The sequence below is a fragment of the Streptomyces sp. yr375 genome, from assembly GCF_900110755.1.
Lineage (GTDB): Bacteria > Actinomycetota > Actinomycetes > Streptomycetales > Streptomycetaceae > Streptomyces.
In genome coordinates, this window is the sequence record NZ_FOFF01000015.1 from 102,227 (window position 1) to 120,073 (window position 17,847).

The 17,847-nt window shown below is 70.6% G+C and carries 15 protein-coding genes and 1 pseudogene; 13 read left to right on the forward strand and 3 right to left on the reverse strand.

Features of this window, described 5'->3' with window-relative positions; all coding sequences use genetic code 11:
• Window positions 1-14 precede the first annotated feature (14 nt).
• The 5 genes from BMZ82_RS17620 (at window position 15) to BMZ82_RS17640 (ending at window position 6,493) form a co-directional block, all read left to right on the forward strand.
• On the forward strand, window positions 15-1,253 hold the full coding sequence (locus tag BMZ82_RS17620) for an N-acylneuraminate cytidylyltransferase (RefSeq protein WP_093776778.1): 1,239 nt from the start codon (window positions 15-17) through the stop codon (window positions 1,251-1,253).
• A 12-nt stretch (window positions 1,254-1,265) separates the two neighbouring features.
• Window positions 1,266-2,240: an N-acetylneuraminate synthase family protein gene (locus BMZ82_RS17625; protein WP_093776780.1), complete on the forward strand. Its 975-nt coding sequence runs from the start codon at window positions 1,266-1,268 to the stop codon at window positions 2,238-2,240.
• Window positions 2,241-2,333: 93 nt separating this feature from the next.
• Window positions 2,334-3,491: a hypothetical protein gene (locus BMZ82_RS17630; protein ID WP_093776782.1), complete on the forward strand. Its 1,158-nt coding sequence runs from the start codon at window positions 2,334-2,336 to the stop codon at window positions 3,489-3,491.
• 361 nt (window positions 3,492-3,852) lie between these two features.
• Window positions 3,853-5,133, forward strand: coding sequence for an amidohydrolase (locus BMZ82_RS17635; RefSeq protein WP_093776784.1), 1,281 nt, complete (start codon window positions 3,853-3,855; stop codon window positions 5,131-5,133).
• A gap of 289 nt (window positions 5,134-5,422) precedes the next feature.
• Entirely contained in the window at window positions 5,423-6,493 is a 1,071-nt protein-coding gene (locus BMZ82_RS17640; protein ID WP_177244533.1) for a BMP family lipoprotein, read from the forward strand.
• A gap of 103 nt (window positions 6,494-6,596) precedes the next feature.
• Here the strand turns inward: BMZ82_RS17640 and BMZ82_RS17645 are convergent, their stop codons facing one another.
• Window positions 6,597-6,944 carry a hypothetical protein gene (locus BMZ82_RS17645; RefSeq protein WP_143098870.1) on the reverse strand — a complete coding sequence of 116 codons (348 nt, stop codon included), beginning with the start codon at window positions 6,942-6,944 and terminating at the stop codon, window positions 6,597-6,599.
• A gap of 331 nt (window positions 6,945-7,275) precedes the next feature.
• Here BMZ82_RS17645 and BMZ82_RS17650 point away from each other — a divergent pair, with 331 nt between their 5' ends.
• From BMZ82_RS17650 to BMZ82_RS41850, 8 genes and pseudogenes are all read left to right on the forward strand, one after another.
• Window positions 7,276-8,328 (forward strand): BMP family lipoprotein, encoded by a 1,053-nt coding sequence (locus BMZ82_RS17650; protein WP_093776790.1) that lies wholly within the window; start codon window positions 7,276-7,278, stop codon window positions 8,326-8,328.
• A gap of 288 nt (window positions 8,329-8,616) precedes the next feature.
• Complete coding sequence (locus tag BMZ82_RS17655) at window positions 8,617-10,290, forward strand: ABC transporter ATP-binding protein (RefSeq protein ID WP_177244535.1); 1,674 nt, start codon at window positions 8,617-8,619, stop codon at window positions 10,288-10,290.
• Entirely contained in the window at window positions 10,287-11,405 is a 1,119-nt protein-coding gene (locus tag BMZ82_RS17660; protein ID WP_093776793.1) for an ABC transporter permease, read from the forward strand. The genes BMZ82_RS17655 and BMZ82_RS17660 overlap by 4 nt, the downstream gene beginning before the upstream one ends.
• Window positions 11,405-12,667: an ABC transporter permease gene (locus BMZ82_RS17665; RefSeq protein ID WP_093776795.1), complete on the forward strand. Its 1,263-nt coding sequence runs from the start codon at window positions 11,405-11,407 to the stop codon at window positions 12,665-12,667. The genes BMZ82_RS17660 and BMZ82_RS17665 overlap by 1 nt, the downstream gene beginning before the upstream one ends.
• Window positions 12,664-13,077, forward strand: a complete 414-nt coding sequence (locus BMZ82_RS17670) for a cytidine deaminase (protein ID WP_093776797.1) — start codon at window positions 12,664-12,666, stop codon at window positions 13,075-13,077. The genes BMZ82_RS17665 and BMZ82_RS17670 overlap by 4 nt, the downstream gene beginning before the upstream one ends.
• A 90-nt stretch (window positions 13,078-13,167) precedes the next feature.
• Window positions 13,168-14,451: a thymidine phosphorylase gene (locus tag BMZ82_RS17675; RefSeq protein WP_093776799.1), complete on the forward strand. Its 1,284-nt coding sequence runs from the start codon at window positions 13,168-13,170 to the stop codon at window positions 14,449-14,451.
• A gap of 87 nt (window positions 14,452-14,538) precedes the next feature.
• Entirely contained in the window at window positions 14,539-15,177 is a 639-nt protein-coding gene (locus BMZ82_RS17680) for a Uma2 family endonuclease (RefSeq protein WP_093776893.1), read from the forward strand.
• An 81-nt stretch (window positions 15,178-15,258) separates the two neighbouring features.
• Window positions 15,259-15,408, forward strand: a pseudogene (locus BMZ82_RS41850) (hypothetical protein); the annotation flags it as partial.
• A gap of 30 nt (window positions 15,409-15,438) precedes the next feature.
• Here BMZ82_RS41850 and BMZ82_RS17690 read toward each other — a convergent pair.
• Both BMZ82_RS17690 and dnaN read right to left on the reverse strand, forming a co-directional pair.
• Window positions 15,439-16,467 (reverse strand): sigma-70 family RNA polymerase sigma factor, encoded by a 1,029-nt coding sequence (locus tag BMZ82_RS17690; protein ID WP_093776803.1) that lies wholly within the window; start codon window positions 16,465-16,467, stop codon window positions 15,439-15,441.
• 152 nt (window positions 16,468-16,619) lie between these two features.
• Entirely contained in the window at window positions 16,620-17,753 is a 1,134-nt protein-coding gene (dnaN, locus tag BMZ82_RS17695; RefSeq protein ID WP_093776895.1) for a DNA polymerase III subunit beta, read from the reverse strand.
• Window positions 17,754-17,847: the final 94 nt, after the last annotated feature.

Here is a 17,847-nt window from a genome sequence, read left to right on the forward strand (position 1 = left end):
GACGAGAGGTGCCCATGTCCGACTCATCAGCGGGGGCGCGCCGCGTGCTCGCCGTGATTCCCGCGCGCGGCGGATCCAAGGGGGTCCCCGCGAAGAACCTCGCCCCCGTCAGCGGGGTGCCGCTCGTCGCCCGGGCGGTGCGGGAGTGCCGGGCGACCCGGCTGGTCACGGACGTCGTGGTGTCCACCGACGACCAGGCCATCGCGGCGGCGGCGCGCGAGGCGGGCGCCGAGGTCGTGCTGCGCCCCGCCGCCATCGCCGGTGACACCGCGACCTCCGAGGCGGCCGTCCTGCACGCCATGGACGCCCACGAGGCCCTGCACGGAGCGCCCGTGGACGTCGTCCTGCTCGTCCAGTGCACCAGCCCGTTCCTCGTCCGCGAGGACGTCGACGGCGTCGCGGGCGCGGTCGCCGAGCAGGGCGCCGACACCGCCGTCACCGTCGCACCCTTCCACGGCTTCGTCTGGCGCCACGCGGACGAGACGGACGAGACAGGTGCGGCGGGCGAGGGAGGCTTCGGCGTCAACCACGACAAGTCGTACCGTCCGCGCCGCCAGGACCGTCCCCAGGACTTCCTGGAGACCGGCGCCGCCTACGCGATGGACGCGGCCGGCTTCCGCGAGCACCGGCACCGCTTCTTCGGCCGCACCGAACTCGTCCGCACCGACCCCGCCCGGGTGTTGGAGATCGACGACCCGCACGACCTGGCGCGGGCCAGGGCGTTGGCCCCGATGTTCGACGCCGACCGGTCCGGCGCCCTCCCGGCCTTCGACGACATCGACGCCGTCGTCCTCGACTTCGACGGCACCCAGACCGACGACCGGGTGCTGATCGACTCCGACGGACGGGAGTTCGTCTCCGTCCACCGCGGCGACGGCCTCGGCATCGCCGCCCTGCGCCGCAGCGGCCTGCGGATGCTGATCCTCTCCACCGAACAGAACCCCGTCGTCGCCGCCCGCGCCCGGAAGCTCAGACTCCCGGTCCTGCACGGCATCGACCGCAAGGACCTCGCACTCAAGCAGTGGTGCGAGGAACAGGGCATCGCGCCGGAGCGCGTGCTCTACGTCGGCAACGACGTCAACGACCTCCCCTGCTTCGCCCTCGTCGGCTGGCCGGTGGCGGTCGCGAGCGCCCACGACGTCGTACGGGGCGCCGCCCGCGCGGTCACCGCCCTCCCCGGTGGCGACGGCGCGATCCGGGAGATCGCCGGCTGGCTCCTCGGCCCCTCCCTCGACACCACCCTCCCCCAGTAAGGACGTTCCACGATGAGCACCACCACCTCTCCCACCACCACCGCGCCCACCAGCATCAACTCCCGCCTCCGCTTCCTCGGTTCACGCCCCGTCGGCCCCGGCCACCCGGTCTACGTCACCGGCGAGATCGGCATCAACCACAACGGCGACCTCGACAACGCCTTCAAGCTGATCGACGCCGCCGCCGAAGCCGGCTGCGACGCCGTCAAGTTCCAGAAGCGCACGCCCGAGATCTGCACCCCGCGCGACCAGTGGGACATCGAGCGCGACACGCCCTGGGGCCGGATGACGTACATCGACTACCGCCACCGCGTCGAGTTCGGCGAGGACGACTACCGCCGGATCGACGAGTACTGCAAGACCAGGAACATCGCCTGGTTCGCGTCCCCGTGGGACACCGAGGCGGTCGCCTTCCTGGAGAAGTTCGACGTCCCCGCGCACAAGGTGGCCTCCGCCTCCCTCACGGACGACGAGCTGCTGCGCGCCCTGCGCGCCACCGGCAAGACGATCATCCTCTCCACCGGCATGTCGACCCCGAAGCAGATCCGCCACGCGGTCGAGGTCCTGGGCAGCGACAACATCCTGCTCTGCCACGCCACGTCGACCTACCCGGCGAAGGCCGAGGAGCTCAACCTCCGCGTGATCAACACGCTGGAGAAGGAGTACCCCAACGTCCCGATCGGCTACTCCGGCCACGAGACGGGCCTCCAGACCTCCCTCGCCGCCGTCGCCCTCGGCGCCCTCTTCGTCGAGCGCCACATCACCCTCGACCGCGCGATGTGGGGCTCCGACCAGGCCGCCTCCGTCGAGCCGGGCGGCCTCACCCGCCTCGTCCGCGACATCCGCACCATCGAGGCCTCCCTCGGCGACGGCGTCAAGAAGGTCTACGACTCCGAGCTCGGCCCCATGAAGAAGCTGCGCCGCGTGCCGGGCGCCGTCGCGGCGGCCGAGATCGCGGCGGCAGCGGGCGAACCGATCGCGGTGTGACCGGACAGTCCCCACTGCACGCCGCATACGGCATACCGCACGCCTTATGCCTTACGTCTCATGCCATACGCCTTACGGGATGGTCGTCCGACGATGAATCCTCGCGCCGGGAGCAACACCGGCCCCACCCCCCACACCCTCGCCTTCGTCGAGAGCCCGGTACAGCTCCTGAACGTCCTGGAGTGGGCACACTCCCGGAATCTCCACCGGGATGACCGGGATGACCGGGACGACTGGGAAGACCGGGAAGACCACCGGAGTGTTCGGGGTGCCCGGAATCCGGAGCCCGGCGCGGGGTTCACACTCGTCGTCCTGTCCCCGACCGACCCGATGACCCGCGGCCAACTGCGCCGCATGGCCGAACTGGCCCGCAAGGAAGGCCACACCGTCCGCTGGGAGGAGGCCCGCGGCGGCACCATGGCCCCCTTCCGCACGATCGGCGGCCTCACCCGGCTGCTGCGCCGCGCGGAACGCATGGTGATGGGCGACCCCTTCTCCCGTTACGTCCAACTGCTGCTGACGATCACCAGGGCGAGCGAGCTGGTCGTGGTCGACGACGGCACGGCGACCATGGAGTTCGTGGGCCAACTGGCGCGCGGCGAACGCCTCGTACGCTGGCACCGCAAGGGCGGCAGGACCGGCCCCCGCGACATCCTCTTCGCCCCGGTCTCCGCCGCCGCCCGCCGCCGCCTCGCCCCGAACGCGGACCGCCGGGTGGAGGTCTTCTCCGCCATGCCGATAGACCAGGCCCCCGACGGCGTCACCCTCACCGCCAACGACTTCGCCTGGACCCGCGACCGCTTCGGCCCGCCGCGCGTGACGAAGACCGCGGACATGGTGGGCACCTCGCTCGTCGAGACGGGCGTGGTGGACGCCGACCGCTACCTGACGGCCGTCCAGACGCTCGCCGCAACCCACGGCGCCACCCGCTACTTCGCGCACCGCCGCGAGAGCGCGGAGAAACTCCACCGGCTGGCCGTCGAGACGGGCCTGGAGATCGTCCGCCCGGACCTCCCCCTGGAACTGATCGCCCGCCGAGGCCCCATAGGCCGGACGGTACTGAGCTTCCCGTCCACCGTCGTCCACACCCTCCCCCTCGCCCTCTCCGGTACGGACGTCCGCGTGGCGGTCTGCGACATCGACCCCGCCTGGCTCACGGACCACGCCTCCCCGAGAGCCCAGGGCTTCCTGTCCGGCGTGACGGGAACAGCGACGGACGTCCACCGCCTGGCGACGGTGACCACGATCTGAGCAGCCACAAAGGCTCCCCCTCCTCCCAACGGCCGAACCCGGCGAAGAAGCCTTCCCCGGGCTCGGCGCGCCCCTGCTCGCGCCCCGGTCCCGCCCCTGCTCCCGCCACCGGGCGATCACCCACGGCGCACCCCCGGTCCCGCCCCTTGGACAGGCACGGCGTGCCAGGTGTGGTCCGTGGTATCCGTGAAAGGAAGGAAGAAGTGTGGGTGCCGGTCGGAAAACCGGCGGAGTTTACCCACCCTCAACAGCAGCCATGCGCCGCGCGGCCAACTTTTCTTCACCTGACGGGTTGAAGTTTTGTTGATCGTAGGACGGTTGACCGCTCCGGCGTCCTACCCTTCAGAGGGTGAAGCAACTCATGTCCCGAGAGTCCGAGGCCGATCCTTCCGGTGAAGACGCGCTCCCCGGTGCCCAGCCGGCTGCCCTTCCCGGCACCCTGCCCGAGGCGCTGCGCGCAGAGCTCGTGGCCTTCCGCCGCGACCTGCACATGCACCCTGAGCTGGGCAACCAGGAGTTCCGTACGACAGCCGCGATCAAGGCCCGCCTCGAGAAGGCGGGGCTGAAGCCCCGTGTGCTCGCCATCGGGACCGGCCTCATCTGCGACATCGGGGCGGTGGGCGGACAGGGCGGAGCAGGCGGCGAGACCGACGGCGTTCCCGTGCTCGCGATGCGCGCCGATATCGACGCGCTGCCCATCCCGGACACCAAGACCGAGTGCGCGTACCGGTCCACCGTGCCCGGCCGTGCCCACGCCTGCGGCCACGACGTGCACACCACCGTCGTCCTCGGCGCCGGTCTCGTCCTCGCGGAACTGCACCGGCAGGGGCGGCTGCCCCGGCCCGTGCGGCTGATCTTCCAGCCCGCCGAGGAGGTGCTGCCCGGCGGCGCAGCCGACGCCATCGAGTGCGGCGCGCTGGACGGCGTCGGGCGGATCATCGCCGTGCACTGCGACCCGCGCGTCGACGCGGGCCGGATCGGGCTGCGCGAAGGGGCCATCACCTCCGCCTGCGACCGGCTGGAGATCTCCCTCGACGGCCCCGGCGGCCACACCGCCCGCCCGCACCTGACGACCGACCTCGTCACCGCCGCCGCCCGGGTCGTCACCGACGTCCCCGCGCTGGTCGGACGGCGTGTCGACACGCGCGCCGGGCTCGCCGTCACCTGGGGCCGGATCGAGAGCGGACACGCGCCGAACGTCATCCCGCAGCACGCCGAGCTGTCCGGGACCGTCCGCTGCCTGGACCTCGAGGCGTGGCGGATGGCCCCGGACATCGTCGTCGCGGCGATCGACGAGGTCGCCAACCTGCACCGGGCCAAGTCGGAGATCAACTACGTGCGCGGCGTCCCGCCCGTCGTCAACGACGCCGACGTCACCGGGCTGCTGCGGGACGCCATGGTCGCCCGGCGCGGCGAGGCGGGCGTCGAGGGCACCGAGCAGAGCCTCGGCGGCGAGGACTTCTCCTGGTACCTGGAGCGGGTGCCCGGCGCGATGGCCCGCCTCGGCGTCCGCACCCCCGGCGAGCGCACAGTCCGCGACCTCCACCAGGGCGACTTCGACGCCGACGAGTCGGCCATCACCGTAGGCGTGGAACTCTTCACGGCGGCGGCCCTGCTGGACGCGGCGACCCGCGACCAGTGACCGGCGACCAGTGAACCGAGTTCGCTCAACGTGACGATGAAGGGGTGCCGGAAAGGTGCCCCTTCATCCCCTTGTGTCACCCGCCCGTAACCCCGGGGCCGCGCCTTGTAACCCAGCCCCGGCACGAATCGATAACGGCCGCGCAACCCCGTTCCCCTCCCCTTCTACGCGCGTTACTGTGCGCCGGAATCGCCACCGGGAAGGGCTCGTCGGGGAAGCCTTCCGGAACGGCGCCACCAAAGGGGAAAGCGGGCCGGTCACGGCACCGTGGGGACGAAGGGTGCTTGCTATGCGTCGTATCGCTCGAAGGACGAGATTCTCCCGGACCGCGGTGACCGTCGCGGTCGTCGCACTCGCCGCCGCGGGCTGCGGCAAGTCCAGCACCGACTCCAAGGCCAGTGACACGGAGTCCGGCACGTACACCGGCAAGGGCATCGGCCTCGCGTACGACATCGGCGGCAAGGGCGACCAGTCCTTCAACGACGCCGCCTACGCCGGTCTGCAGAAGGCCGAGAAGGAATTCAAGATCAGCGGCCAGGACATCGAGCCGCAGGACGGCGAGTCCGACGCGGACAAGGTGCAGCGCCTGACCCAGCTCGCCCAGTCCGGCCACAACCCGGTGATCGGCGTCGGCTTCGTCTACGGCCCGGCCGTCAAGGAGGTCGCCGCCAAGTTCCCGAACATCACCTTCGGGATCATCGACGACGACAATGTGAAGGCCGCCAATGTCGCCGACCTGGTCTTCCATGAGGAACAAGCCTCCTACCTGGCCGGCGTCGCCGCCGCCAAGGCGAGCAAGAAGGCGCACATCGGCTTCATCGGCGGCGTGGACATCCCGCTGATCCACAAGTTCCAGGCCGGGTACGTGCAGGGCGCCAAGTCGGTCAACCCGAACATCAAGATCGAGTCGCAGTACCTGACGGAGACCCCCCAGGAGGGCGGTTTCTCCAGCCCCGACAAGGGCAAGGACGCGGCGAGCGGCCAGATCGAGGCCGGCGCGGACGTCCTCTACCACGCGGCCGGACTGTCCGGGCAGGGCGTGATCTCCGAGGCCGCCGCAAAGAAGGTGTGGGCCATCGGCGTCGACTCCGACCAGTACAGCCAGAGCTCGTTGGCGGCGTACAAGGACTACATCCTCGGCTCGGCGCTGAAGAACGTCGGCGGCGCGGTCTACGACCTCGTGAAGTCCGTCGTCGACGGCAAGCCGCTGTCCGGCGTGGTCCGCGGCAGCCTCTCCAACGACGGCGTCGGCTTCGCCGACACCAACCCGAAGTACAAGGCCATGCCGGACGTCGTCGCCGCCGTCGACAAGGCGAAGAAAGCCATCGTCGACGGCATGGTCACGGTCAAATCCGACTGACCAGTCCACTCGGTGCGACAAAGGAGCTCCCTGCCCGCATGGGCCGGGAGCTCCTTCCGTCGGACCCGTCACGTGCGTCGATGCGCCCGGCGGGATCCGTGGGTCAGCTAACCGGTTCCTCGGTCTCGACCTGAACCTTGAGCACGCCGACACCGGACACGACCGGGTTGGTGGTGCACACGCCCCTCGAGGTCTCGCCCGAGCGGGTGCTGACCCACTTGCCGTAGACGAGGCTCGTCGTGCCGCGGGGGCCGACGCAGGTCACCTTGGCGCGGTGAACGGCGAAGCGCGTGTCGCCGCCCGTGCACTTGGCGTAGCCGATCGCCTGGTTGCTGGAGATCGAGGTGGTGCACGTCGTCGCCGCCGCGGCGGGCGTCGCGATGCCGACCACGGTTGCCGAAAGGGCGATACCGATGCCGGCTGTGGCAGAAGCGAGCTTACTGAGTTTCAATGATCCTCCCCTAAGATCAGCAAGTTGCCGCAGGGTGGTCTGACCTGGGGCAACGTCTAATTCCGCGGGAGAGTCTTCCGGAAGGCGTCGACGGAAAGATCAAACTTGAGTCTGATCTTCGCTCGATGGATGTGCGGTACATGACACCCGGTGGGTGGTTTCGGGGTGTCGGGCGAGGGAGGGGCACGCCCGCCCTTCGTCGTTTGCCTCAAGGGTTCAAAACGGTCGGATAACGCTCTGGCGAGGTGGCTTCCTCGGCATGGTCTACGCGCGTTACTCTGCGGCGGAACCAGCGCCTGGTTTGGGCGCTTGCACAAAGGAGTCTCGTTCCATGCGCCGGGTGTCCCGAATCGCAGTCGCGAGTGTTGCCACCGCAGCCCTCGCCGTGACTGTTTCCGCTTGTGGAAGCTCGTCCACGTCGTCCTCCTCCTCCAACAGCAGCGCCAAGAACCTGGGCCTCGCGCTCGCGTACGACGTCGGCGGCAAGGGCGACCAGTCCTTCAACGACGCCGCGACGGCCGGCCTGGACAAGGCCGACAAGGAGTTCGGCTACAAGTCGACCGCGGTCGAGCCGCAGGACGGCGAGTCCGACGCGGACAAGGTGCAGCGCCTGGAGAGCCTTGCCAAGCAGGGCTACAACCCGGTGATCGGCGTCGGCTTCGCCTACGCGCCGGCCGTCAAGGAGGTCGCGGCCAAGTTCCCGAAGGTCACCTTCGGCATCGTCGACGACGACAAGGTCCAGGCCGCCAACGTCGCGGACCTCGTCTTCCACGAGGAGGAGGCCTCCTACCTCGCCGGTGTCGCCGCCGCCAAGGCCACCAAGACCAACACCGTGGGCTTCGTCGGCGGTGTGGACGTGCCGCTGATCCACAAGTTCGAGGCCGGCTTCAAGCAGGGCGTCGAGGACACCAAGAAGGGTGTCACGGTCAAGTCGCAGTACCTGACCGAGACCGCCGCCGAGGGTGGCTTCTCCAGCCCCGACAAGGGCGAGAGCGCCGCCGAGGGCCAGATCGACGCCGGTGCGGACGTCGTCTACGCCGCCGCCGGTCTGTCCGGCCAGGGTGTCATCAAGGCCGCCAACGCCCACAAGGTCTGGGCCATCGGCGTCGACTCCGACCAGTACAAGCAGGACGCGCTGAAGGCCTACCAGGCCTCGATCCTGACCTCGGCCATGAAGAACGTCGAGGGCGCGGTCTACACGCTGGCCAAGTCCGTCAAGGACGGCAAGCCGGAGACCGGCGTCGTGCGCGGCTCCCTCGCCAACGGCGGCGTGAGCGTGTCGGACTCCAACCCGGCCTTCGCCAGCAACGCCGCCATCCAGGACGCGATCAAGAAGGCCGAAGAGGGCATCAAGAGCGGCACCATCAAGGTGAAGACCTCCTGACCGCACGGACGGTACGGACCGCTACGGACCGTACGGCGCCGCACCGGTCGGCGGCATTGGCCAAAGGTGCGCTGTAATGGCAGCGTTACGGCCCCGGAACGGGGCGCGGAGAGCATGTCTCCCCGCGCCCCGTTCGCGCGGCAGAATGCTCGGAACGGATCGAGATCCGATCGGGATCGCCCCTCGCGGCGGCTATCAAGATCATTTGAAGACCGATTCGATCCGGGCACTATTTAAAGCAGGGGCGCTACGCGCGTAGAGCGGCCCCTTTCCCAAGGAGAGTGCGCCATCGACGCGTCCAGCAGCCCTCCGCTCACCGCACAGTCGACGATCGCGGTAGAGCTGGCGGGGATCACCAAGCGCTTCCCTGGTGTCGTCGCCAACCACGACATCCACCTCGCCGTCCGCAAGGGCACCGTGCACGCCCTCGTCGGCGAGAACGGCGCCGGCAAGTCGACGCTGATGAAGATCCTCTACGGCATGCAGAAGCCGGACGAGGGCACCATCGCGATCGACGGCGACCAGGTGACCTTCGCCAGCCCCGCCGACGCCATCGCGCGCGGCATCGGCATGGTCCACCAGCACTTCATGCTGGCCGACAACCTGACCGTGCTGGAGAACGTGGTGCTGGGCAGCGAGAAGCTGTACGGCATCGGCGGCAACGCCCGTAAGAAGATCCGGGAGATCTCCGACCGCTACGGGCTCGGTGTGCGCCCCGACGCCCTGGTCGAGGACCTCGGTGTCGCCGACCGGCAGCGCGTGGAGATCCTCAAGGTCCTCTTCCGCGGCGCGAAGACCCTCATCCTCGACGAGCCGACCGCGGTGCTCGTCCCGCAGGAGGTCGACGCGCTGTTCGACAACCTGCGCGAGCTGAAGTCCGAGGGCCTGTCCGTCATCTTCATCTCGCACAAGCTGGGCGAGGTGCTGTCCGTCGCCGACGACATCACCGTCATCCGGCGCGGCACGACCGTCGGCACCGCCGTCCCCGCCGAGACGACCCCGCGTCAGCTCGCCGAGATGATGGTCGGCAGCGAGCTGCCCACCCCGGCGACCGCCGAGTCCACGGTCACCGACCGGCCCGTCATCCAGGTCGCGCACCTCACCGTGTACGCGAGCGGCGGCGCGTCTTTGGGTGTCGAGGCCGAGCCGGTCGGCCCCGGCTCGATGGTCGAGGCGGCCGGCGAGGTCAAGAAGGCCCTGGACGACGTCGGCTTCACCATCCACGCCGGCGAGATCATGGGCATCGCGGGCGTCGAGGGCAACGGCCAGACGGAACTGATCGACGCCCTGATCGGCACCAAGAACGCCGACTCCGGCACCATCGCCTTCCTCGGCGAGGACATCACCCCCTGGTCCACCCGCAAGCGGCGTGAGTCCGGCGTCGGTTACATCCCCGAGGACCGGCACCGCCAGGGCCTGCTCCTGGAGGCCCCCCTCTGGGAGAACCGCATCCTCGGCCATGTCACCGAGGCCCCCAACGCCAAGGGCTTCTGGCTGAACATCAAGGGCGCGCAGGCCGACACCCGCCGGATCGTCGAGGAGTTCGACGTCCGCACCCCGGGTATCGACGTCACCGCCGCCTCCCTCTCCGGCGGCAACCAGCAGAAGCTGATCGTCGGCCGCGAGATGAGCCACAGCCCGAAGTTCCTGATCGCCGCCCACCCCACCCGCGGTGTGGACGTCGGCGCGCAGGCCCAGATCTGGGACCGCATCCGCGAGGCCCGCCGCGAGGGCCTGGCCGTGCTGCTGATCTCCGCCGACCTCGACGAGCTGATCGGCCTGTCGGACACCCTGCGCGTGATCTACAACGGCACGCTGGTCGCGGACGCCGACCCCGCCACCATCACCCCGGAGGAGCTCGGCTCCGCCATGACCGGCGCCACGACCGGTCACCTGGAACACGTCGAAGAAGCCGGCGCCGAAGAAGGCACCGAAGCCGGTCCGGAGGACGAGGCCCGATGAAGAAGTTCGACAGGGAGCGCGTGCTCCTCGCGGTGGCCGGCCCGGTCATCGCGCTCGTCGCGGCGATCCTGCTGACCTCGGTCGTGCTGATCGCCTCCGGCAAGAGCCCGATCGAGCCGTACACGCTCATGCTGGAGCAGATCGGCTACTCCGACGTCCAGGTCCTGATCGTCAACCAGGCCTCGATGTACTACGTCGCCGCCCTCGCGGTCGCCATCGGCTTCCGCATGAACCTGTTCAACATCGGCGTCGACGGCCAGTACCGCCTCGCCGCGATGATGACCGCCGTCGTCGGCGCGAACATCGCCCTGCCGTCCTTCCTCCAGATCCCGCTGCTGCTCCTGGTCGGCGTCCTCACCGGCGCTTTCTGGGCCGGCATCGCGGGCGTCCTGAAGGTCACCCGGGGCGTCAGCGAGGTCGTCGCGACGATCATGCTGAACGCGATCGCCACCAGCGTCATCGGCTACCTCACCCTCGACAACATCTGGGGCGTGCAGGTCGGCAACAACAACACGACCGGCGTCATGAAGGACTCCGGCTGGGTCCCCGGCATCAACCTCGGCGCGGACGTCGGCGAGATCTACGGCCTGGTCTTCCTCGCCGTCGCCCTCGGCATCGTCTACTGGGTCGTCCTCAACCGCACCCGCTTCGGCTTCGACCTGCGCGCCACCGGCGAGTCCGAGACCGCCGCCGCGGCCTCCGGCGTCGACGCCAAGAAGATGGTCCTCACCGCCATGCTGATCTCCGGCGGCATCGCGGGCCTGTCCGGCCTGCCCCTGCTGCTCGGCGACGCCCACACCTACAGCCTGAGCTTCCCCACCGGACTCGGCTTCACCGGCATCACCATCGCCCTGCTCGGCCGCAACAACCCGGTCGGCATCGCCTTCGCCGCGCTCCTGATCGCCTTCCTCGACAAGGCCTCTCCCGCCCTCGACTACGCCACCCCGGTGGCGTACGAGAAGGAGATCGCCACGATCATGCAGGGCTTGATCGTCTTCGCGGTCGTCATCTCGTACGAGGCCGTACGCCAGTGGGGGCTGCGCCGCCAGCAGAAGCGCGTCGGCGCGGAGCTCGCCGCCGCCGCCCAGAACACCAAGAAGGAGGTGACGGTCTGATGAGCACCACGACCATCGCCAAGCCGAAGGCGAAGCAGCCCGGCAAGGGCGGCCGCCGATTCTCGCTCCCCGTCCTCCTGCTGATCATCGCCGGCGTCCTGGTCCTGACCTCGGGCGTCCGCCTCATCACCGGCGCCGACGGCATCACCTCCACCGGCCAGATGTCCACCGCGCTGCGCCTCGCCGTGCCGATCGGCCTCGCCGGTCTCGGCGGTCTGTGGGCCGAGCGCGCGGGCGTCGTCAACATCGGCCTCGAAGGCATGATGATCCTCGGCACCTGGTTCGGCGCCTGGGCCGGCTACCAGTGGGGTCCGTGGACGGGCGTCGTCTTCGGCATCCTCGGCGGCGCGCTCGGCGCGGTCCTGCACGCCGTCGCGACCGTCACCTTCAACGTGAACCACATCGTCTCCGGTGTGGCCATCAACATCCTGGCCCTGGGCGTCACCCGCTACCTGTCGAAGTTCACCTTCGAGAACGCCGCCGGCGGCTCCTCCAAGCAGTCCCCGCCGATCGACTCGCTCGGCACCTTCGACATCCCGGGGCTGTCGAGCTGGCTGGACTCGCTCAACGAGAAGCACTGGTTCCTGATCTCCGACATCGCCGGCCTGGTCGGCGGTCTCATCACCGACCTGTCGCCGCTGACCGTCGTCGCCGTCGCCCTCGTCCCGGCCACCTGGTGGATCCTGTGGCGCACCGCGTTCGGCCTGCGGCTGCGCTCCTGCGGCGAGAACCCGATCGCGGCCGAGTCCCTCGGCGTCAACGTCTACAAGTACAAGTACATCGCCGTGATCATCAGCGGCGGCTTCGCGGGCCTCGGCGGCGCGTTCCTGTCCATCGTCGCCTCGAACGTGTACCTGGACGGCCAGACCGCCGGCCGCGGCTACATCGGCCTCGCCGCGATGATCTTCGGCAACTGGATGCCGGGCGGCCTCGCCCTGGGCGCGGGCCTGTTCGGCTACACCGACAGCCTCAACCTGCGCGGCGGCACCACCAACGTGCACGCGCTGATCCTGCTGCTGGCGATCCTGCTGGTGTTCGGCGCGGCCTACCTGGCCTGGCAGAAGAAGTACGTCCCCGCCGTCATCACCGCGCTGATCTCGGCCCTGATGTTCGTCTGGTACGTCGGCACGGACGAGGTTCCGCGCCAGGTCGTCACGGCCGCGCCGTACGTCGTCACCCTGCTGGTGCTGTCGCTGTCCGCGCAGTCCCTGCGGATGCCGAAGGCGGACGGCATGCCCTACCGGAAGGGGCAGGGCAAGTGACCCCGGCCGCGGCACCGGCCGCCCCGGTCGACTGGGACGCGCTGCGCGAGCTGGCCCGCGAGGCCATGTCCCACGCGTACGCCCCCTACTCGGGCTACCCGGTCGGGGTCGCGGCCCTGGTGGACGACGGCCGCACGATCTCCGGCTGCAACGTCGAGAACGCCTCCTACGGGCTCGGCCTGTGCGCCGAGTGCGGGCTCGTCTCGGAGCTGCACCGCACGGGCGGCGGCCGGCTCACCCACTTCACCTGCGTGGACGGCCGGGGCGAGATCCTCGTCCCGTGCGGCCGCTGCCGCCAACTGCTGTACGAGTTCGGCGGCCCGGACCTGCTGCTGGAGACCCCGGCCGGGATCCTGCCCCTCTCCGAGATGCTCCCGCAGGCCTTCGGCCCGGACCACCTCACCAAGTAACTCCCGCCCGGCCCCTCTGACTGGCGCAGAGGGGCCGCGCACTTTACGCACGTTTTTATGCGCGTTTTTGCGCACGTCTGAAGGAAAGGCATGGCCATGGACGCCGTCTCCGTCATCCGCACCAAGCGGGACCGCGGTGAGCTCAGCGACGAGCAGATCGACTGGGTCATCGACGCGTACACCCGCGGCGAGGTCGCCGACGAGCAGATGTCGTCGCTCGCGATGGCCATCCTGCTCAACGGCATGAACCGCGCCGAGATCGCCCGCTGGACGGCCGCGATGATCGCCTCCGGCGAGCGCATGGACTTCTCGTCGCTGTCCCGCCCGACCGCCGACAAGCACTCCACGGGCGGCGTCGGCGACAAGATCACGCTGCCGCTGGCCCCGCTCGTGGCGGCCTGCGGCGCGGCGGTCCCGCAGCTCTCCGGCCGGGGCCTCGGCCACACCGGCGGCACCCTGGACAAGCTGGAGTCGATCCCCGGCTGGCGCGCCCTGCTCTCCAACGAGGAGATGCTGTCGGTGCTGGACGGCACGGGCGCGGTGATCTGCGCGGCGGGCGACGGCCTGGCCCCCGCCGACAAGAAGCTGTACGCCCTGCGGGACGTCACCGGCACGGTCGAGGCGATCCCCCTGATCGCGTCCTCGATCATGTCGAAGAAGATCGCGGAGGGTACCGGCTCGCTGGTCCTGGACGTGAAGGTCGGCACCGGCGCCTTCATGAAGACGATCGAGGACGCCCGCGAGCTGGCCTCGACGATGGTCGGCCTCGGCACGGACCACGGTGTGAAGACGGTGGCGCTCCTCACGGACATGGCCACCCCGCTCGGCCTCACGGCGGGCAACGCCCTGGAGGTCCGCGAGTCGGTGGAGGTCCTGGCGGGCGGCGGCCCGGCGGACGTGGTGGAGCTGACCCTCGCCCTGGCCCGCGAGATGCTGGACGCGGCGGGCGTGCGCGACGCCGACCCGGCGAAGGCCCTGGCCGACGGCTCGGCCATGGACGTCTGGCGTCGCATGATCGCGGCCCAGGGCGGCGACCCTGACGCCCCCCTCCCCACGTCGAAGGAGCAGCACGTGGTGAAGGCGTCCGCCTCGGGCGTCCTGACCCGCCTCGACGCGTACGACATCGGCGTCGCGGCCTGGCGGCTGGGCGCGGGCCGCGCCCGCAAGGAGCACCCGGTGCAGGCGGGCGCGGGCGTCGAACTCCACGCCAAGCCCGGCGACACGGTGACCGAGGGCCAGCCCCTCCTGACCCTCCACACGGACACCCCCGAGCGCTTCGACTACGCCCTCCAGGCGGTCACCGGCTCGTACGACATCAGCGTGCCGGGAACGGTCTTCAACGCGTCCCCCGTCGTGCTGGAACGTATCGCCTGACCTGCGCTTTCTCTGATTTTCCCCTCATCAGGGTGAACGGGACCGGTGGCTGGCCGCCGGTCCCGTCCGCCTTGTTGGATGGCGATCATGAGCACGCACTTCGGTGACCACGCCCGGACCGGCGACGAGCGCAACCAGCACAACCAGCGGGACGAGCGGAACTCGTGGGACGAGTGGGACGAAGCGGTCTGGGTCTGGCGCCACACGGTCGTCCCCAAGGGCTGCCGGGCGGAGATCATCGACGGCCTGGTCTCCGTGACCCCGGTGTCGGCGGGCACCGGCCACGCCATCGCGGAACGCGTGACCCGCTGCCTCTACGAGGTCATCCCCGACACCTGGGGCGTCTACCAGTGGCTGGCCACCGCCGTCCCGTCCCGCCTGGGCCTCTACGTCCCCGACCTGGTCGTCCTGCCCCGCGCCCCCGGCACGGGCGCGAACGCCGACGACCACGTACCCGCCGCGGCGGCCCGACTGGTCGTGGAGATCACCTCCAAGGCCACGGCCCACAACGACCGCGTCACCAAACCCGCCGGCTACGCCCAGGCCGGCGTCCCCCTGTACCTCCTGATCGACGGCCTGGCCCCGGAGGCCCCGAGGATCACCCTGTACGAGTCCCCCGAGGGCCCCGCCTACCGCGACTCCACCACCCACGCCTTCGGCGACCCGGTCCACCTGCCCGCCCCCTTCACCGTGACCCTGGACACGACGGGCTTCCCGATGAGTTAGGCCCCCCACCCCGGTCTACCGATCGTGGAAGCGACGACACCCCCCGTACTCGTACTGACCGGCCCCGTCACCCGAACCCGGGTGACAGGGCTGGCGGACGATGTACGGGCGCTGCTGGAGGGCGGCGCGGCCGGGGTCGTCGTCTGCGATGTCGCCGGGGTCGGGCCGCCGGGGCTGGCGGTCGTCGAACTGGTGGCGCGGCTCCAGTTGGCCGCCCGCAGGGCCGGGGGACGGATCCGGCTCCGCGCCCCCGAGCCCGCGCTACGCGCCCTGCTCGATCTCGTCGGGCTGGCCGTCGACGTGGTCGAGGAGATGGAGGGGGAGGCCGAAGAGGGGGAACCAGCGTGCGGTGTCGAGGTAGAAGTGGAAACCGGTGAGGCGGCCGTCTGAGATCTCCAGGATCTGGATCGCCCAGGGGGAGTGGCCGCCCCGCTCCGGGTCCGGCTTGTACTGGGCGAACCCCGGCAGGCCGTTGACCTGGACCGGCAGCAGGCGCGAGCCCTCGCAGGCCGAGCCGATCGTGGTCATGAAGCCGGTGATGTCGTCATGGCCGGTCAGCCACAGGTCGAACGGCGGCATCGTCATGATGGCGTCCTCGTGGAGGAGGGCCGTCAGCGCCGTCATGTCGTACCCCTCGAAGGCCGCCACATAGCGGTCGAGGAGTTTGCGCTGCTCCTCGTCCAACGGGTCGGACACCGCCGCGTCCGCCCCGGCGGCCTCCCGCTCCGACAGCGTCGCCCGCGCCCGCTGCAACGCGCTGTTGACCGACGCGACCGAGGTGTCGAGCAGCTCGGCGACCTCGCTCGCCCGCCACGCCAGCACCTCCCGCAGGATCAGCACCGCCCGCTGCTTCGCCGGGAGCTGCTGCAACGCGGCCATGAAGGCGAGGCGCACCGACTCCTTCGCGACCGCCGCCTCCGCCGGATCCTCCACCGTCGGCAGCACCCGGGCGTCCGGCATCGGCTCCAGCCAGGTGTGGTCGGGGCGGGGGGAAAGGGCCGCGCGGGCGAGCGGGGTGGCCTCGGACAGGTCCATCGGTCTGGCCCGCTTGTTGCCGGCCGTCAGCATGTCCAGACACACGTTCGTCGCGATCCGGTACAGCCACGAACGCAGACTGGAACGGCCCTCGAACTTGTCGTAGCTCCGCCAGGCGCGCACCAGGGTGTCCTGTACCGCGTCCTCCGCCTCGAAGGACGAGCCGAGCATGCGGTAGCAGTAGCCGGTCAGCTCGGTCCGGTACTTCTCCAGTGCGACGTCGAGGTCCGTCGTCGTCGCCGTGCTGTCACTCATCGTCCACCCACCCCTGTGGCCGTCCTGTCACGCGCCTACGCGCCCAGCACTTCGGAAGCTACCGCAGCCCACTGACAATGGCCCGCCGAGTCGACAAAACCCCAGTTCAAAGCCCCAGGTCAACGGCGCAAGCCGGAGGGCGCGGGCGGTCCTCACACCAACTGCTTCACGGACATCAGCAGATGCCGGTGCGCCCCGGGCAGGTCCGGGGCGCCCAGCAGCGCCCGCTGCCCCGCGCCCAGCAGCTCCACCCGCAGCCTCGACGCCTCGAAGGAGGCCAGCGCGTCCAGCAGGTACGCCGGGTTGAACGCCACGGTCACCTCCTCGGCGCCGGTCAGCGAGGCGGGCAGCCGCTGCGTCGCCACGTCGTCGCCGTACCCGGCGCGCAGCACGACCGACTCCGCCGCCGCCGAGAAGTCCAGCCGCACCGGACTGTTCGCCTCCGCCACCACCGCGACCCGCCGCACCGCCTCCGTCAGCGCCACGCACGCCACCTCGGCGACCGCCGCCCCGGCCCCGGCCATGTCGAACAGCTTCCCGTACCCCGGCAGCCGCCCGTCCAGCGGCCGTACGACCGACCGCAGCCGCCCGCCCTCGAACCCGATCGGCCCGCTCCCCGACGCCGGGTCGAGCCCGATCCGCACCTCCCCGCACCGCGCCAGCGACCGGGCCACGTCCAGCAGCCGCCGCGCCGGCACCAGCGCCTCCACCGCGCCCCCGACCGCCGCCTCCGCCTCCGGTCTCCACGCCAGCCGGCGCACCGCGTACCGGTAGCGGTCCGACGCCGACAGCGTCATCTCCGTACCGTCCAGGCGCAGTTGGACGCCGGTCAGCACCGGCAGCGTGTCGTCGCGGCCCGCCGCCACCGCGACCTGGGCGACGGCGGTCGCGAACGCCGACGCGTCCACCGTGCCGTACGTGTGCGGCGGCGCGGGCGGGGCGGGGTACTCCTCGCGCGGGAGGGTCGACAGGCCGAAGCGGGTGCCGCCCGCCTCGACCGTGAACCGCGTCCCGTCCAGGGCGCAGCTCACCGGGCCGTCCGGCAGCACCTTGCAGATGTCCAGCAGCCGCCGCCCCAGGACGAGCACCTGCCCCTCGACGCCCACCTCCGCGTCGGTCTCGATCCGCGCCGCCGTCTCGAAGTCGAAGCCCGACACGCTCAGCCGCCCGGCCGCCGCGTCCAGCAGCAGCCCGCCCAGGACGGGCACGGGCGTACGCGTGGGCAGTGCGCGGGCCGCCCAGCCCACCGCCTCCACGAGGTCGGACCGATCGACCCGGAACTCCATCCCGAACACCACGAAACCCCCTGCGCGAACCTGCGGCCAATGTCCACCGACGCTAACGGCGACCACTGACAACCGGCCCTGAGCAGGGGGAATG

What these genes read in the sequence shown, in the direction of transcription:
- BMZ82_RS17620 (WP_093776778.1), top strand. Translation starts at nt 15, where the DNA reads ATGTCCGACTCATCAGCGGGGGCGCGCCGCGTGCTCGCCGTGATTCCC.
- BMZ82_RS17625 (WP_093776780.1), top strand. Translation starts at nt 1,266, where the DNA reads ATGAGCACCACCACCTCTCCCACCACCACCGCGCCCACCAGCATCAAC.
- BMZ82_RS17630 (WP_093776782.1), top strand. Translation starts at nt 2,334, where the DNA reads ATGAATCCTCGCGCCGGGAGCAACACCGGCCCCACCCCCCACACCCTC.
- BMZ82_RS17635 (WP_093776784.1), top strand. Translation starts at nt 3,853, where the DNA reads ATGTCCCGAGAGTCCGAGGCCGATCCTTCCGGTGAAGACGCGCTCCCC.
- BMZ82_RS17640 (WP_177244533.1), top strand. Translation starts at nt 5,423, where the DNA reads ATGCGTCGTATCGCTCGAAGGACGAGATTCTCCCGGACCGCGGTGACC.
- BMZ82_RS17650 (WP_093776790.1), top strand. Translation starts at nt 7,276, where the DNA reads ATGCGCCGGGTGTCCCGAATCGCAGTCGCGAGTGTTGCCACCGCAGCC.
- BMZ82_RS17660 (WP_093776793.1), top strand. Translation starts at nt 10,287, where the DNA reads ATGAAGAAGTTCGACAGGGAGCGCGTGCTCCTCGCGGTGGCCGGCCCG.
- BMZ82_RS17665 (WP_093776795.1), top strand. Translation starts at nt 11,405, where the DNA reads ATGAGCACCACGACCATCGCCAAGCCGAAGGCGAAGCAGCCCGGCAAG.
- BMZ82_RS17675 (WP_093776799.1), top strand. Translation starts at nt 13,168, where the DNA reads ATGGCCATGGACGCCGTCTCCGTCATCCGCACCAAGCGGGACCGCGGT.
- BMZ82_RS17680 (WP_093776893.1), top strand. Translation starts at nt 14,539, where the DNA reads ATGAGCACGCACTTCGGTGACCACGCCCGGACCGGCGACGAGCGCAAC.
- BMZ82_RS17690 (WP_093776803.1), bottom strand. Translation starts at nt 16,467, where the DNA reads ATGAGTGACAGCACGGCGACGACGACGGACCTCGACGTCGCACTGGAG.
- dnaN (WP_093776895.1), bottom strand. Translation starts at nt 17,753, where the DNA reads ATGGAGTTCCGGGTCGATCGGTCCGACCTCGTGGAGGCGGTGGGCTGG.